The organism is Bacillus pretiosus (assembly GCF_052947655.1).
Map to the genome: position 1 here is coordinate 235281 of NZ_JBRFUV010000002.1, position 18043 is coordinate 253323.

An 18043-nucleotide genomic window follows, 5' to 3' on the forward strand; every position below is an offset into this window, starting at 1 on the left:
TTTACTTTAAATTCCATAGTTCATATAATCTTCTATGGAATTACATTTTTTTCTAAATAGCTCCTCATTTCTAAGTATTCAAAAGGGCAATTACAAATTATTATACCCTTATGTTTAACCAAGTAAAATAAAAATCCAGTTTTTCACAAGGAGAAGTGACTGCATGCAAGATATTTTAAAACTATTTCCGAGCGTTGACGGAAATGAAGAAAAACAACAACTTTTATTAGAATCTATGCAGAAAATAATTAAAAATCTTGACCAATTAAAAAATGAAGAGCGAGCTACTTTAGGTAAATGTGAGGAAAAATCAGAAGGATACTATAATAGCTTAATTCACCAAAGTCATATACCACTAGCTGGAATCACTATGTCTGAGGTTATAGAAGAGCTAAACCAATTTATGAATGGTCATCCTTATCCAAATAAATATTACTTGTCTAACGCTGTACCACTACCAAGTATACCTTCACTATTAGGTGTAATAACCATGGCCCTTTTAAATGGTAATGGTGTTTGGGATGTATATGGTCCAGGGGCAGCTGAAGCAGAAGTAAAAGTTGTATCCATGCTTTCAAAACTGATTGGTTATAATCCGCATAATAGCGGTGGCTATACAACATGGGGTGGACAAGGATGCGTGTTTTCGAGCTTGCGCTTAGCAATTTCTAAACAATTCCCATCAGCAAAAGAACATGGCGCTCCACAAAATGTATATTGCTTTGCTTCTGAAAATGCACATTATAGTTTATTAAAGTCAGCTGAAGCAACTGGCATCGGATCAAATCACTTAATAAAAGTGAAAACTGATCCATATACAAATTCTATGGATATAGAAGATTTAGAGAATAAAATGATACAGGTTATTAAAAATGGTGGTATCCCCCTCTATATTCTAGCTACTATGGGGTCAACAGATACATTTACCATTGATGATATAAAAAAAATTAAAGAGAGTGCTGAAACAATACAGAAAAAATATAAATTAAAGCCTATTTATATCCATGCTGATTCTGCAATGGGCGGATTCTATAGCTTCTTTAATAATTATAATTTTGAAGAAAATCCACTCTCATTTGAACCTAATGTAAAAAACGCCTTACAATACGTACAAGATAAAATGCAATATATGTCTCTTGCAGATAGTGTATGTTTTGATTTTCATAAATTAGGACAAACACCTTATGCTTCAAGTATTTTAATCGTAAAAAATCATACTGATTTACAACTGATGGACATTGAACAAGATGATACACCTTATCTTGGTAATAGATCATATGGTAGTTATCATACAGGCTATACCTTAGAATGCTCACGAGCTGGTAGTGCTATTCCCATGTATATCAATCTATTAGCCTTTGGAATTGAAGGATATCAAAAATTATTAGCAAATTATATTCGTGTAAATCTATTATTTAGAGAGAAGTTGCGCAAGGCCTTGCCTCAAGTCGCAATCACAAATGATTTTACATTTGGGCCAATTACAACTTTCCGTTTCTATATGAATGGAGATGGCCAAGAAAATTGGGAAAAAGAACGAATAGGCCTTGCAACAAAAGAAGAGATTGAGGATACAAACCGATTAAATATAGAACTATTTAATTACCTAGGAAAAAATCGCGATCAAGTATTTTTTGGTGACACAACTCGTTCTTGTGTAGTAGATGTAATAAACAGTTATGATAGAAATCCAATTTCTACATTAAAATTCTTTTCTATCTCTCCATATACAACTGTTGAATGTATAGATGAGATCGTAGAATTTCTTTATAAATATATTTCAATTGCTACTAAACAGATTTATTTATATGTTTAATAATCATTTTTGTTAGCGCTTTAATAGTTAAACTTAACTAAATTAAATAAAATTTTTAATCCTTTTAATTACTATTAATTACATCAGGAAAGAGGAAAAACATATGAATATAGAGCTACTTGATACACACCACGTGAAAGATGCAGCACATTTACTTGCACATTCTTTTGTGAATAATGAACCTCTTGTAAGCAGTTTACAAATTCCTTTTGCTCCTTTTCACAAAATGTGCGAAGAAATGATGAAACAAGCTGTATCTCAAGCTATGTCATTTGTAGCAATAGAAAATTTTCAAATTGTTGGGGTTCTTTTAACAAAAAAAGTAACTCAGCCACTAATAGATACAGAGAAAGCGATTGAACTATGCCCGCAAATGGAACCTATTTTTCAACTTTTAGATACATTAGAGACAGAATCTATTGAGTTTTCTCATTTAGATAAAGAAAAATTGGTTTATCTAGATATGGGCGCTTGTCATCCAGATTGGATGGGAAGTGGTATAGTCACTACCCTTCTTTCACATGCCATTCAAGAAATAAGTAAAAGAGATTATGATTTTATTGCTGCTTGTACAAATAAAATTTCTCAAAAAATCCTAAAAAAACTGTGTACGACCTATGAAATGAATGAAATAGTGTATAGTAATTTTCTTTATAAGGAAGCATACCCATTTGCTAATACAACAACTTCTTTAACAGCTCAATTACTATATATACCTCAATCTCAATTCGTCATTAAAGCCATATAAATTTGTGAAGAAGACTAGCTGTACTTTTGTGCAGCTGCTTTTTTATATAGAGTAGATAAGTAATAGATATTCAGGTTAACATAAGTGAAACTTTTCACATTTTAACTTCTTCGAATTCAATAGTCACTTTCTAAGCCTAACCTATCGAGATCACTCTTATATTTGCTTTAACATGTTTTAATTTCACACGCTCCATTATTTCATCTATAAAAGCAACTTACTTAGACACTTCTCCCTATTCTAATGTCTAATTTTTTACTTTTTAATTAACGAGTGATACATATCTTCCTACTCTTAAACACTTTAAGACATATTGCCTGATAACCTCTTAATATTCTCTATAATTTTAACGGTTAAAAATCTCTTTAATTTCGTTTTTCTATTCATTCATATCCCATTCCATATGAAGATTTCTTAAGGAAAAAGAGTGTAATCTAATAATTTCTCCTTTCTTCTCATTATTTTTAAGGAGTTTTAAGCAGATTCCTACTACATTCCTACTAGATAACATGCTCACTAACTATATAAAGACTCTACTAAATCATTAAAGGATTCTCCTTTCCCCTATCGAATTATTGTAGAGGAAAGGAGAGGAATACATGGAAATTCTAGGTTTAGATCCTCGGGCATTAGCGACTTTAGGTGCACTTGAATACACCAATCGTCGTAATAAATTAATCGAAGACTCGGAGAATAATATATACGAGTGTAAAGAAATAAAAGAGATACTTCAATCACTCCCTAAAGAGAAGCAGATTGAGGTTCTTGAGAATCAAGCTCACTTTGAAGCTGTGGCAAAGATGATTGAACAAAACAATTTAATTCTTTTAGAACAGATGAAAGCTCTACAGCTAATTCAGAAATAACAAACTTATGATTAATTAATTCTACATATGCTTCCATATATAATGTCTTTTTATCTATACCACTAGCCTCTGTTTTGATAGGGGCTTTTATTATGCTTTGATTCATATTTTGAATTTGAATTGTTTCTTTCACATGTATGAATAGATCTTCTAATAAACCTGGTGTAGACTCTACTATAAAGATAGCCCCATAATTAATACAGTAATCACATAATATCCCCTCATACATGTCTTTTTTTTATTTTTTTGAGAAATGCTGCAACAAAATCTTTTAAACACTCAGGAATTAAGGCTTTTTAAAAATTCATTTTCTAATTCTACTATCTTTTTTTTACGAGCTTTTATTTTTCTTACAGGCACCCCAGCATACATATACCATTCATCTAAACTTTCTTTTACCATACTCATCGCACCAACTGCCGCTCCTTCTCCTATTACTACATTTGGAAAGATAATAGCGTGCGCACCAACAATAGCATGCTTTTTTAAAGTAACTTTTCCAGCTTTCACATTTTTATATTGATGTGGAACAGTCGGTCCCATTAATGTATTTCCGCTAAAATCATCAATTGCTGCATATACAATTGTTTTTGATGAAATATTTGCAAAATCATGCATTTCAATCCCCATTTCTCCTCCATATAAAGCTGTATATGCCGCTATATGCGAGTAACTTCCAATTGTAATTTTGCCACTTAAAATGCAAAAGTCATCGATTCTTACATTATTTCCAATAGATATAGCACCTGGATTATATATGCTGGTTTTTTTACTTATTAATACATTTTCCCCGACAGATAGAAAGCCAATTTCGCTCAACTCTTCTTGACTATAAAAACTATTCATCTGTGGACATCCCCTTCTGCATTAAACACATTATAATTTTCTCTACGATTTCTTTTGTCATTCCTTCCCATAAAGGGAGACTAATTATTCGTTTTGCTATTTTATTTGTATTTGTTAAATCTGTAGACTTATATTTTTTAAAAAAATCTTGTTGATGACAAGATGGTGAAAAATATGATCTAGCTTCTATCTTTTGCTTTTTCAACTCTTCTATTATCTGCATATTGTTAATTTTTTCTGAACAGAGGATAGGCATAAATTGATGAATAACTGCTTTTGTCTTTTGAACTTGCCAGCCTTTTTTTATTAATCCCGTACTTTGTAATAACTGTTTATACCATTCAGAGATACGAGTTCGTTCTTGCATTTTTTGATTCCATTTATTTATCGTTGTAATCCCAATAGCTGCTGCATATTCAGTCATTTTACAGTTAAACCCCATCATCGTACATTCACGATTATGATCAAATCCAAAATTACCCATTCTTTTAATTTGATTTATCTCTTCCTCATTATGGCTATATATCATACCACCTTCACCAATTCCGAAAGGCTTTGTTGCATGAAAGCTATATACAATCATACCACTAAAATTCTGACCGTAATGTACACCCTCATGCATTAATCCAAACCCTGGTGCCGCATCTACAACAACCGGAACGCCCTTTTTCTCTAATTCTTCATAGTCTTTCAAGTCCATCCATGATCCGAATGTTGCATATGGAACAACAACTGCAACCTCTTCTTTTAATTCATCAATCTTATCCAAAAGTACCGTTTTATCCATACACCAATCATCTAATGAAATATCAATAAAATAAGGCTCCAACCCACACCAAATAGCTGCCAATGGAGTAGCAGGGAAAGTAAAACTAGGCATAAGAGCATACTTTCCTTTTTTTCTTTTCTTACATTGAATTGCCGCCATTAACCCTAGCGTTGCGTTTGCTACTGTTGTAACTGTTCCCCTGTTCTGAAAAAATTCCGACATAATTGTTTCTTCAAAACGTTGATTTATAGGTCCATAATTTGTATATATGTGGGATATATCAATTCGCTCTAATTCATCTAAGTACTCGTTTGCAGGTACAATTGACGCACGTAAAAAAGGAATATTCTCCATATGCATCTATTCCTTTCTATCATTTTCGGACAATATAGAGCATATCCGTTTCAGATAATCCGAATTTCCTAGCAATTTCTATTCCTTGTTTCTGAGCTATGTTATACAATTCCACCTTAAATCCCGCATCTGTTAATCGTTGAATAAATCCCGGTCGATTATAAATCCTAACATGATCTTCTTGACCAAAGGCTATTTTTCTCAATAATGGCGTTACAATAGATTTATCCTCTATAATAAAATCTACATTCATTACGATTGGCACTTGAATAATTCCCCATCCATTTGGCTTTAGTACCCTATATAATTCTCGCATTGCTTTTTCATCGTCAGGCACGTGTTCTAATACATGACTACATAAAATAACATCGAAGGTATTATTTTCGTATGCAATTCTCGTAATATCAATTTCCTCCATTAAAGAATCCTTTGGTTCTAAATCCCCACATATATAAGTAATGTTTTCAAACTGGTTAAGCCATCCCCTTACCTTCACTTCAGGTGCAATATGAAGCATAGTATAATTCCTACTTAACAAATCTGTTTCTGTTTCAATGTACGCACGATACAACCTGTCACGATCCATCGAATAGCAAACTGGACAGATACCTGTATCTTTATTCCACATCTCAAATTCATATTTAAGAAAATCATAATGTGCTGGCCAAGGAGAAAAACTTTTAAATTCTTGATTGCAATATTGGCAATAACAAATATTTTTCTCAAATATTTGAGTAACTAGTTTAATTAACCCACTTTTTATCTTTTCATTATAAATTTGATCTAGTTCTCCACTTCTTACTGCATCCTTAAGTATAAATCCCGCATTCTCCAAACAATAAGATAAGCTCTCTTTATAATCTTGTTCAGTATTTAAAAACCCACTATTATGTGCATCTGTAATTAATTCAATCCATTCTTCAATTGTCATTAATATAAAGTACATTTGTTTTTGATTTTGTCCACTATGTTGTCTAAAGTAGCTAAGAGGTTCCTCTATATAAACTACTTTTCCTTTCCTCATCATATCTAACCAAGTTGCAATGTCATTAATAGAAGAATACGCTTTCCCCTTAAAATAACCAAATTTCCCTCCAAAAAAATTGCGATTAAACAAAACCGTTGTCGGTTCTCCAACTACGTTTTTCAAGTTTTTCAACATATAATTCCCTAGTGTTTCCCCTTCAAAAATTGTAGTTTCTGTGGCAATTTTCAAATTCAATGTTGAGGGGGGTAATACCTCTCCATTCTCATCAATCAGTTCACGGTACGACGTCACAAATGCAATGTTTTCTAATTCAAAAAAGTATTTCATCATTCTCTCAATCTTTTCAAGATGAAATAAATCATCATCTAATAAAAAATTTATATATTCACCAGTAGCAAGCTCTATACATTGATTAAAATTTTCAGCCACCAATGGATTTTCATTTTTAACATATGTTATACATTCATGTTCTTTTAAGTATGGCTGGATCATTGTTTTTACTTCATCATTTGTACTATCGTCAGAAATTATAATTTCAATATTTTCATAGGTTTGATTCAAAGCACTTTTGAGGGCTAATTCTAAGTAATGAGGTCTATTGTAGGCAGGAATTAGTATACTGACTTTTGGGAGGTGCGAGTTGATATTCATACGCTCTTTTTTCTTTTCAATATTTATTTTCTTTAGCTTGATTTGTTGATAGTAGTCCAATGAATATAATATGGATGATGGAACAATTCTTCTTGCATAGTCTAGAAAATTTGTAATAGCTCTGTCTAACTCCTCTTCGGAGGATAAGAAACCATATTTTTCTCCAGCTATAATAATACTATGAGAAAAATCTTCTAACCCATCCATCATTTTATTAGATTCATTTAACTGCTGATTAGAATGTAATCGAAAGTAACTGAGTGTCTCCGCTATATATACTGCTTTCCCTTTACTCAGTAAGGATAACCATGAAGCTACATCTACGTTGCAAAGATACCGCCTTTTATCAAATACACCATACGGCTCTGTTAAATCACTTTTACGAAATAAAACCGTTGTCGGTTCTCCTATATAATTCTTTTGATTCATAATCACCATTTTTCCTAATTGTGACCCATCTATAATCGTATCTGTATAAAATAAACGCATCGTTGAATAAACATCTGGCAATAGGTTTCCTTCTGCATCCATTACTTGGCGATGGGATGTTACAAGCTTAATTTCATTATCTAGGTCATTTAAAAAGTATTTCATCATTTTTTCAATTTTATTTACATGAAATAAATCATCATCCATTAAGAAATTTATATACTCACCTTTCGCTTTATGAAATAACATACGTGAGTTCTCAAATTGTCCAAGAGTTGACCTATTTTTTATATAAATAATATTTGAATGATCATACAAGTACTTTTGTAACACTTTCTCTGTTTCGTCGTTTGTACTATCATCCCCTATTATAATTTCTATATTAGGATACGTTTGTTCTAATACACTACATAAAGCTTTTTCAAAGTAGTGCGGACGATTATACGTAGGAATTAATACACTTACTAAAGGCGTTTGATTTATTTCCTTTTCATTTGTACCATTTTCCATTCTATTCCTCCGCCTTTTTATTTATTTTCACTTTTGAAATATACATGCTACTACAAATCTATTTATTAGACGAACTAGATCTGAGAGGTGTTGCGAAAAACAAATAAATAGCTTTAAAAACAGCATCTATGTTGACATAGTATAGAATAAACCTGGATAACTTTTTTCGTCCCATTCTATTTATTTGTAAAATGCGGCATTCTTTTTTCAATAAATGCCTTTACCCCCTCCTTCACATCCTCTGTTTGAAATACTTTTCCAAAGTAACGCGCTTCAATCTCAAGCCCTTCTTGTAAAGGTACTGCTGCCCCTTCGCGAATTGCCAACTTCATATAGGCGAGAGCTGGAAGAGAAAATTTACTTATATCCATTGCAATCTCTTTTGCTTTATTTAACGCCTCTCCTCGAGGGGTAATGTAGTTAACCAAGCCTATTTCTTTTGCTTCTTTAGCTGTAATCGATTTCCCTGTGAACATCATCTCTTTTGCTTTCCCTTCTCCAATTAATCTAGGTAAGCGTTGGGTTCCTCCAGCCCCAGGAAATAAACCTAACGTAATTTCCGGTAATCCAATTAAAGATTGTTCTTCTATTATCCTTAAGTCACAAGCAAGTGCTAATTCACATCCACCACCTAGTGCTAACCCATTAACAGCAGCTATAGTCGGTTTAGACAGATTCTCTAGTTGATTAAGAGGTTGGTGCAATTCAAATGATTTCATCTCGGCATATTTTTCACCTTTGCCCATCCAATCTGGAAATTCTTTTATATTCCCTCCTGCTACAAAGGCCTTTTCTCCACTTCCAGTTATAATTACGACTGAAATATCATTATCAATTTCTATTTCCTCTAATACATCTACTAATTGTTGAACTACTTCTAAACTTAAAGTGTTGACTGGTGGATTTTGAATTGTAACGACTGCAATACTTCCTTCTTTATTACAAGTTACTACTCGTTCATTCTTCATAAAAAATCCCCTTTTAAACTACCTAATTTTTCACAACACCAAGCATCTTTACTTCACTCACCATCAGCCTAAATTTCCAAATATGGTTCCGCTTTTAGAAATTCATCAATTTATTGTATGAACTGTAGAAGCATAAAATGAGCAATCCTTTCTTGGCACCATTTTATAATCACAACATATTTTTAAATTGTTCTTTTACTGTATTAATTTGGCTTCATGTTTCTTAGGTTTCCGTTACACAGTTTCTGAAGCTGGGATGACTCTTAGAAAAAATGAGATAAGAAGACTGATACATGAGGAACATTAAATGAGAACAGTTTAAGAAAGACACTATTTTAGTAACCACTTGTATTAAAGTCTTTCTTAACTAATTTGTTGTAATTACAATTGAACTACCCCCACTTTCACTTCATTTAGAAGTGGGGAATTCCTAAGTAAAGAGTTCTATCGAACGCTAAATAAAAAAGCTTATCCTTTAACACGTAATGATAAGCTTTTTTATTATTCTTTTCATTTTTTGTTTTCGGAAGTATTTCTTTAAGTTGATAGCAGTGCAGTGCTATCCCATCACTATAAAGCAAAAACTTTATAGTGCTCTCAAAACGGAAACAACAAGTTGCATTTATATAAATAGCTTTTGGAAAATTGATAATTTTGTTTAGGGATACTTTAAGATTTTAGCTTGAGAGGCATATAGTGCAACCTCATACAGAGTGATTAGGATATTAAACTTAAACGTGTTATTTTTAGCATTCTAAATAATCGGGTTCAATGTATTTTTCTGTTTCAGGAGAGCTTTTAATTTCTATAGGATATTTCTTAAAAGCTACAACAGTAACCCTATCTTCTTGAACTAAACTTCTGGATTCATTTATAGAAGAGAAACCTGTTCGCGTTAAAAAATTGTATAGAGAGGATTTTGTCATCCAAAAACTAGTAATGTTATCTAATGATGCCCATTTTGATTTTAAACGTTCTTCTATTGATGAATTAGCAGAGTGTTCTAGCATTGTGTGCCCCTTATATTCATAATTTTTATAGAGTACTGATACATTGGGAGTATGAGTGATATGAGTATCAATTATTACAAACCTTTTGCATACTTCATACACTTTTTCTAAAAAAGGGAATACATCTGAGCAATCTAAATGATATAAAATACCAGAGCATAAAACAATATCAAATTGACCATATTTTTCAGCACTTAAATTTCTTACATCATCTTGATAAAAGGTTAAGTTTTCCAACCTTAATAAATCTTTAGCAAATATAGCTTTTTGTACGTTTGATTCTCTTCCTTCTATCCCTACAACAGTTGCTCCTTGCATAGCAAACTCAATAGCGTAATGCCCCTCTAAACAAGCTAAATCTAAGATTCGAAGATTTTTAAAATCACATTGTGTGATATCTTGAATCATTGTCACAATTTTTTTTAACGCAGGATTTGGTTGTCGAATATCTCTTGTATATAGAGTATCCGTTAATTTAATATCATAAGCGGTCCATTCACCATATTTACGAATAATGTTTTCTTTTTCGAGAACAAAATCTTTCATGATACAATTCGCCACCTTTAACATACTATTATGTGTAATATATATCTTTATAAGATCAATATATGTGTGTATAACTTGTATTTAGACGAAGGTAAACATTTTAAGTCTAATTCTATTGTATTCCTGCTAAATAAAATTCTCACTAATAAAAAATATGTTATATAACTATAAAAACTCTACCAAATTATTAAAGGAATCTCCTTTCCCCTATCGAATTATTGTAGAGGAAAGGAGAGGAATACATGGGAATTCTAGGATTAGATCCTCGCGCATTAGCGACTTTAGGTGCACTTTAGGTGCACTTGAATACACCAATCGTCGCAATAAATTAATCGAAGACTCGGAGAATAACATATACGAGTGTAAAGAAATAAAAGAAATACTTCAATCACTCCCTAAAGAGAAGAAGATTGAGGTTCTTGAGAATCAAGCTCACTTTGAAGCTGTGGCAAAGATGATTGAACAAAACAATTTAATTCTTTTAGAACAGATAAAAGCTCTACAGCTAATTCAGAAATAACAAACTTATGATTAATTAATTCTACATATGCTTCTATATATAATGTCTCTTTATCTATACTACCAGCCTCTGTTTTTACAGGGGCTTTTGTTATGCGTTGATTCATATTTTGAATTTGAATGGTTTCTTTCACATGTATGAATAGATCTTCTAACAAACCTGGTGTAGACTCTAATTCCTGCTTTTCAATTTCCTCTGTGACGGCACTGATAAATTCCCATAGTACTTTTGCACCTAGTAGTTCTGCTAAACGTTTTTCACGCATTTCAAAAGTTTTCATGTTCATATTTAACCACTTCCTTCTCCTTTCGAAATAAAAAAGAAGAGACTGCTCCTCTCATCTTTTTTCACCTTCTTTTGTATTTTGAAATCCAAAATTCTTATTTCCCCACTACAATTCTTAATAATTTAAGATAATCTATCACATCCTTGTTAGTTGATTACTTATCCTATTCCCACAACGCAAAAAAACCTTCCAGGAATACATTCGTATTACAAATTAGCGTATATCGTTATACACTTCCTTGTAATGAATCGTAAACCCGAAAGGTTTGTGGTTATTTAACAATGATTAAAAAGGAAAAATTTCCTTGAACTTATTATATAATAAGTTCATTTCTATTTCAGTTAAAGAAAACGACATATTCATACTTTCTTATAGAAGGACTTCCTTGACGCTACTCTCTATTGAAGACTAAAAGTAATATATGATAGTTTACTTTCATACGCTGACTAAAAGCCGCCCTTTTCCAATGATTTCACCTAAAAAATTTCTATGTTTTTTTAATTACTTTCCTTTAAAATAGCTCATTTCTCATATTCCCAATCAGCTTTTTAAAGTATAACTTTGTTTTAAAAAATTTGCTACAGAACCACTACCAGTAACACTCGTCATATAAGCAATTATTTGTTGTATATATTCACTATTAATAATAGGCCATTGAACACCTAATAATTTTAGCTTTTTTTGAGTTTCAGTCGAATCAAGCTTTATTGGTTTATAACAATTATCTTTCGGCTCTTCAAATGTCATGAGATTTTGAATATCTTCCTGTTTCTTTTTATCTTTAGATATTTCTAAAATAAATTGCTGATACTCTGTTTCAGAAATTACTTTAATTGGATATCCCATTGAATTTAGTAACTTTACAAGTTCCTTTAAATTTAACGTAAGATGATTGTATATATGATTTACGCAATCTTCACTATTTTCATGCACTTCATTTGATGTTACAAACCCTGTGATAATTTTGCTGCAATAATCTACAGGTGTAAATTCAACTTCACTTGATAATAATACATCTGTCACGATACCATATTGTAATATAAATTTTAATTTGCTCATAAATGCATTTTCGGTGAAGTTATATTGATGTTGTCCATCAATATATCTATTTGTAAGATTTCCTACTCTATAAATAGTAGCATCTGTTCCCCTTAATATTGCCTTGAACACTTCATATTCTGCTAAAAATTTACTTTTCACATACACATTATCTTTGTAATTTTGTTTTACATAAAAATCGCTTTCTTTATATATTATTTCCTTTTCACTTAATACAAATTGTCCTGCTACACCAGTCGTAGATATATGATGTAAATCCTTAGTATCACCAACAAATGCAAGAAGTTCTTTCACCGCCTGGACATTCGCTCTTTCAAATTCACTATACTCGCCAAAATGTTTTGTTAAAGCCGCAGCATGAATAACAGTTGAGATTTGTTGATGAAGCTCCTTATATAATGCGTTTTCTAATCCCATATTTTGTTTAGCTAAATCACCTTGCACAATAAAGATACGCTGATTTACTAAAGATTGATATCTTACAAATTTGTTTTTAAAATAAAATTGTAACATGTCTAATAAACGATTTTTCGCCTCTAGTTTATTTTCCCCACGAACTAAACAATATATCTTACATTCTGTAGTATCCAATAGTTGTTCTAGTAGATGTATACCTAAGAATCCTGTAGCTCCTGTTAAAAGTATTTTGCTATTATTACTAAATGCATATCTTTTTGTTTCCTTTAGCTTCTTCGGAGGTGTTAACAATTTAATATCTAATGTATCTGAATGTGAATTTACTCTATATCCATATTGAATTTTTTTAGCTATATTATTAATAGTTTTTAATTCAAAGTAATCTTTAATAGTTACATTCCAGCCTTCAGAAAATGTTTTTACTAAAGTACTCATAATTTTTAAAGAGTGCCCACCTAGTTCAAAAAAATTAGCGTTTATCCCAATGACAGAGGAGTCAATCCCTAATACCTCTGACCAAATTTTTACCAATTTTCTCTCTATTCTATTCCGTGGTGCTATATACCCATCGCTTGTTTGTATAATAGAATCCCATGCAGGTAAAGCATTTTTATCTACCTTCCCATTAACAGTTAACGGCAATGATTCTATCTTGATAAAATGAGCCGGTACCACATAATTTGGAAGATGTACCTCTACATGTTTTCTCCACTCTTGTATATCTCCTTCACCTACAATATAGGCTACTAAGATTTTATCTCCAAATGTATCTTCTTGCGCTACCACAGTAACTTCTTTAATGTCTGGATGTTTTCCTAATATTGTTTCAATTTCACCTAACTCAATTCGAAATCCTCTAATCTTAACTTGTTTATCAGCTCTCCCTATATATTCTATATTTCCATCAGGTAAATATTTAACTAAATCACCTGTCCGATATAATCTATCATTTGAGCTATTCTTGAATGGGTGTGGGATAAATGATGCTTTTGTTAATTCAGGTTGATTTAAATATCCTCGTGCTAATGCGATACCTCCTATATAAAGTTCACCCACTGTTCCAATAGGGACAAGTTTTTGAGCTTTATTTAATACATATACCTCTACATTTGGAATAGATCGACCAATAGGTGGTGTCCCTTCACCACTATAAATTTCTATAGTAGCAACCGATGCCTCTGTTGGACCATATGCATTAATAAAGAGGTGATTTTTCACCCACCGTTTTGCCACTTGTTCACTACAGACTGAACCCGCAGAAATAACAGTTTGTAATTCCTCAAATTTAGATTCATCTAACAAATTAAGTACCGTAGGTGGTAAAAATGCATGCGTAATTTTATTTTCTAGCAAAAACTGAGTAAGTGGCTCAACTGGCATAATATCTTGTTGACCACATACATATAAAGTTCCACCCGACACCAGAGTTGCGAATATATCATATAGTGAAACATCAAATGCAATTGAAGAAAACTGAACTACCTTACTACTCGTATTTAATTTTGTAAAATCAATGCTGGCATTAATAAAATTGCATAGACCTTTTTGTGCATAAAGGACACCCTTTGGATTTCCTGTGGATCCAGATGTATAGATTACATATGCTAAATTATCTGGTTTAACTTCAATTGTAGGATTTGTATTTTTTTCTCTCGAAATATTCATTTCATGTTCTTTTATATCAATACAGTCTATTTCTTTAGGTATCCACTGTGTTAGATGACTTTGTGTTAGCAATACTTGTATGTTGGCATCTTTCAAGATATATTCAAGTCTCTTTGTTGGATAGGCTGGATCTAGTGGGACATATGCGCCACCAGCTTTTATTATTCCTAATATACTTACAATCATCTCTAAAGAACGTTCTATATAAACCCCTACCATACTTTCAGGTCCTACGTTTCGTTTCTGTAGATAAAAAGCTAATTGATTTACTTTTTCATTTAATTCCTTATAAGTTAACTGTTGTTCTTTATATACCAACGCAACAGAATTCGGATTCTGAATCACTTGCTGTTCAAATAACTCTTGAATCACCACATCTTTTTGATAATTCCCCTCTATGTTAGTCCATTCATGTAATAATTGCTTTTCTTCCTTCCTAGTAATTATTCTTAAATTCTCAATAGGTTCCTCCGGAAATTGTAAAATTTCATCTAGCCAAATTTCAAAAGATTGAGCCATTCTTTTTATTGTAGAAACCTTAAATAAGTCTGTATTATATTCAAAGTCCACTTGTAATCCTGTTGGTACCTCTTCCATTGCTATAGTTATATCAAACTTTGCACCATTCATATGTCTAGGCATTTTTTCTACGCTATGATCTAATAATTTTGGTAACTCTTTTAATTGATTATGAAAAACAAACATTGTCTGAAATAGTGGAGAATAACTCATATCACGTTCTGGTTGTATGGCTTCTATAACTTTTTCAAAAGGAACGTCCTGATTTTCTTGTGCATCTAACATTTTTTTCTTTATCTGTTGGACCAATTCTTTAAATGTTATATTATTTGAGCAATCTGCACGATAGACTACAGTATTCGCAAAGAATCCAATAAGATCTTCAACTCCTGGATAATTCCTATTAGCAATCGGGCTGCCTACTAAAATATCTTTTTGATTTGTATAACGAGAAAGAAACCCTTGATAACTTGCTAATAACGTGGCAAATAGTGTAACACCTTCCTTATAATTAAATACCTTTATTTTTTCTAACAATTTATTGGGTATGACAATTTGATACGTATCTCCATTATAGCTTTGTATTGTTGGACGAGGATAATCAAATGGGAGTTCCAATATAGGAAGTAAGCCACGTAATTCATTCCTCCAATATGCTAATTGTTTTTGTATAACGTCTTCTTTTAACCAGCTTTTTTGCCACTTTGTAAAATCAATATACTGAAAAGGTAAAGGGGGAAGCTTTTCAGTTTCGTCTTCCAAAAATGCATGATAAAAACTCATCCATTCATTGATAAAAGTATCTAATGACCAGCGATCAAAAATAATATGATGGACGGTACAAAGAAGTACTAACTCTTCATTGTCCATTATTATTAAATGAGCACGCAATAAAGGCCCTTGGCTTAAATCAAACGGCTTTTCAGCTTCTATTTTCGATATTTTATCCATTTTCGATATTTTATCTTCCGGAGAAAGATAACATAAATCAATTACTGATAAGGGAACTGTTATATCTTTTTGAACAATTTGCACTGGTTTTCCGTCAATTTCTTGAAATACTGTCCGTAAAATTTCATGGCGATGTATCATTGCAGCATATCCTTTTTTTAACATCTCAACGTTCCATTTCCCTTTTAAACGCCATGCAATCGGGACATTGTAAAGTGCACTATTTGTTTCAATTTTATCCATTATCCATAAACGCTGTTGAGCGAAAGATAATGGTTCGTATTGTTCACGTTTAACTGATTGTAATGGTATTAAAACATCGCTTTCCCCCATTTTTTCCAATAAAAATGTTAAACGTTCTGAGAAACTTTTAATAGTAGGGTATTCAAATATGTCACGTACTTGTATTAGAATTGAAAAATCAACACCTAAACGTGAAGTTATTTTAGTTGCTAAGAGAGAATGTCCACCTAACTCAAAAAAATTAGCGTTTACCCCAATGACAGAGGAATCAATCCCTAATACCTCTGACCAAATTTCTACCAATTTTCTCTCTACTCTATTCCGAGGTGCTATATATCCCTCGCTCGTTTGTATAATAGAATCCCATGCGGGTAAAGCATTTTTATCTACCTTCCCATTAACAGTTAACGGCAATGATTCTATCTTGATAAAATGAGCCGGTACCATATAATTTGGAAGATGTACCTCTACATGTTTTCTCCACTCTTGTACATCTCCTTCACCTACAATATAGGCTACTAAGATTTTATCTCCAAATGTATCTTCTTGCGCTACCACAGTAACTTCTTTAATGTCTGGATGTTTTCCTAATATTGTTTCAATTTCACCTAACTCAATTCGAAACCCTCTAATCTTAACTTGTTTATCAACTCTTCCTATATATTCTATATTTCCATCAGGTAAATATTTAACTAAATCACCGGTCCGATATAATCTATCATTAGAGCTATTCTTGAATGGGTGTGGAATAAATGATGCTTTTGTTAATTCAGTTTGATTTAAATATCCTCGTGCTAATGCGATACCTCCTATATAAAGTTCACCCACTGTTCCCATAGGGACACGCTTATGATCTTTATTTAATACATATGCCTCTACATTGGGCATGGGCCGACCAATAGGAGGTGCTCCATCTCCTTTATATATTCCCGCGACAGTATAAACTGTGGTTTCTGTTGGACCATACGCATTAATAAAAAGGTGATTTTGCATCCAGCGTTTTGCAACTTTTTCACTACAGGCTGATCCCGCAGAAGTAACAACCTGTAAATCTTTAAATACAGATTCATCTAACAAATTAAGTACCGTAGGTGGTAAAAGTGCATGTGTAATTTTATTTTTTTGCAAGAACTGAGTAAGTGGTTCAACTGGCATAATATCGTGTTGACTACATACATATAAGGTTCCACCTGAAACTAGGCTAGTAAATATCTCAAATACTGAAGCATCAAATGATAATGAAGCAAATTGAATATTTTTACTGTCTGCATTCATTTTTGTTAAATTAATACTAGAAATAATAAAATTACATAAGCTCTTTTGTTCAATTAATACCCCTTTGGGTTTTCCTGTAGATCCAGATGTATAGATTACATATGCCAAATTATCTGGTTTAACTTCAATTGTAGGATTTATACTTTTTTCTTTCGAAATATTCATTTCATGTTCTTTTATATCAATACAGTCTATTTCTTTAGGTATCCACTGTGTTGAATGGCTTTTGGTTAGCAATACTTGTATATTGGCATCTTTCAAGATATATTCAAGTCTCTTTGTTGGATATGCGGGATCTAGTGGGACATATGCACCACCAGCTTTTATTATTCCTAATATACTTACAATCATCTCTAAAGAACGTTCTATATAAACCCCTACCATACTTTCAGGTCCTACGTTTCGTTTCTTTAGATAAAAAGCTAATTGATTTACTTTTTCATTTAATTCCTTATAAGTTAACTGTTGTTCTTTATATACCAACGCAACAGAATTCGGATTCTGAATCACTTGCTGTTCAAATAATTTTTGAACATAATGTTCTGATTTATCAGTAAATTTAAGGTTAATATTCATTATATCGCTCCTTTAATATCATATTTAGCAG

Annotated in this window: 10 protein-coding genes; 3 read left to right on the top strand and 7 right to left on the bottom strand. The window is 32.0% G+C overall.

All coding sequences use genetic code 11. From position 1 onward, the window contains the following. Positions 1-163: 163 nt before the first annotated feature. The 3 genes from ACU8YW_RS28310 (at position 164) to ACU8YW_RS28320 (ending at position 3430) form a co-directional block, all read left to right on the top strand. Positions 164-1816, top strand: a complete 1653-nt coding sequence (locus ACU8YW_RS28310; protein WP_088063442.1) for a pyridoxal phosphate-dependent decarboxylase family protein — start codon at positions 164-166, stop codon at positions 1814-1816. Between the two features lie 103 nt (positions 1817-1919). Beyond that, complete coding sequence (locus ACU8YW_RS28315; protein ID WP_016513521.1) at positions 1920-2564, top strand: GNAT family N-acetyltransferase; 645 nt, start codon at positions 1920-1922, stop codon at positions 2562-2564. Positions 2565-3163: 599 nt separating this feature from the next. Further along, positions 3164-3430, top strand: coding sequence for a hypothetical protein (locus ACU8YW_RS28320; RefSeq protein WP_000404243.1), 267 nt, complete (start codon positions 3164-3166; stop codon positions 3428-3430). Positions 3431-3709: 279 nt separating this feature from the next. On the opposite strand, the gene ACU8YW_RS28325 is transcribed toward ACU8YW_RS28320, so the two are convergent. From ACU8YW_RS28325 to ACU8YW_RS28355, 7 genes are all read right to left on the bottom strand, one after another. Beyond that, a complete protein-coding gene (locus tag ACU8YW_RS28325; RefSeq protein WP_088063441.1) occupies positions 3710-4276 on the bottom strand; it encodes an acyltransferase in 567 nt (188 codons plus the stop codon). Beyond that, on the bottom strand, positions 4269-5399 hold the full coding sequence (locus ACU8YW_RS28330) for an aminotransferase class I/II-fold pyridoxal phosphate-dependent enzyme (RefSeq protein WP_088063440.1): 1131 nt from the start codon (positions 5397-5399) through the stop codon (positions 4269-4271). The genes ACU8YW_RS28325 and ACU8YW_RS28330 overlap by 8 nt, the downstream gene beginning before the upstream one ends. A gap of 19 nt (positions 5400-5418) precedes the next feature. Next, on the bottom strand, positions 5419-7977 hold the full coding sequence (locus tag ACU8YW_RS28335; RefSeq protein WP_088063439.1) for a glycosyltransferase: 2559 nt from the start codon (positions 7975-7977) through the stop codon (positions 5419-5421). Between the two features lie 176 nt (positions 7978-8153). Continuing rightward, entirely contained in the window at positions 8154-8945 is a 792-nt protein-coding gene (locus ACU8YW_RS28340; RefSeq protein WP_088063438.1) for an enoyl-CoA hydratase, read from the bottom strand. A 746-nt stretch (positions 8946-9691) separates the two neighbouring features. Next, positions 9692-10501: a class I SAM-dependent methyltransferase gene (locus ACU8YW_RS28345; protein ID WP_000651404.1), complete on the bottom strand. Its 810-nt coding sequence runs from the start codon at positions 10499-10501 to the stop codon at positions 9692-9694. Positions 10502-10896: 395 nt separating this feature from the next. Beyond that, on the bottom strand, positions 10897-11307 hold the full coding sequence (locus ACU8YW_RS28350) for a hypothetical protein (protein WP_088063436.1): 411 nt from the start codon (positions 11305-11307) through the stop codon (positions 10897-10899). A gap of 540 nt (positions 11308-11847) precedes the next feature. After that, complete coding sequence (locus ACU8YW_RS28355; RefSeq protein ID WP_446894121.1) at positions 11848-18012, bottom strand: non-ribosomal peptide synthetase; 6165 nt, start codon at positions 18010-18012, stop codon at positions 11848-11850. Positions 18013-18043 lie beyond the last annotated feature (31 nt).

Excerpts from the sequence above, each read along its gene's own strand:
- ACU8YW_RS28340 (WP_088063438.1), bottom strand. The coding sequence starts at position 8,945 with ATGAAGAATGAACGAGTAGTAACTTGTAATAAAGAAGGAAGTATTGCA.
- ACU8YW_RS28310 (WP_088063442.1), top strand. The coding sequence starts at position 164 with ATGCAAGATATTTTAAAACTATTTCCGAGCGTTGACGGAAATGAAGAA.
- ACU8YW_RS28315 (WP_016513521.1), top strand. The coding sequence starts at position 1,920 with ATGAATATAGAGCTACTTGATACACACCACGTGAAAGATGCAGCACAT.
- ACU8YW_RS28330 (WP_088063440.1), bottom strand. The coding sequence starts at position 5,399 with ATGGAGAATATTCCTTTTTTACGTGCGTCAATTGTACCTGCAAACGAG.
- ACU8YW_RS28355 (WP_446894121.1), bottom strand. The coding sequence starts at position 18,012 with ATGAATATTAACCTTAAATTTACTGATAAATCAGAACATTATGTTCAA.
- ACU8YW_RS28335 (WP_088063439.1), bottom strand. The coding sequence starts at position 7,977 with ATGGAAAATGGTACAAATGAAAAGGAAATAAATCAAACGCCTTTAGTA.
- ACU8YW_RS28320 (WP_000404243.1), top strand. The coding sequence starts at position 3,164 with ATGGAAATTCTAGGTTTAGATCCTCGGGCATTAGCGACTTTAGGTGCA.
- ACU8YW_RS28350 (WP_088063436.1), bottom strand. The coding sequence starts at position 11,307 with ATGAACATGAAAACTTTTGAAATGCGTGAAAAACGTTTAGCAGAACTA.
- ACU8YW_RS28345 (WP_000651404.1), bottom strand. The coding sequence starts at position 10,501 with ATGAAAGATTTTGTTCTCGAAAAAGAAAACATTATTCGTAAATATGGT.
- ACU8YW_RS28325 (WP_088063441.1), bottom strand. The coding sequence starts at position 4,276 with ATGAATAGTTTTTATAGTCAAGAAGAGTTGAGCGAAATTGGCTTTCTA.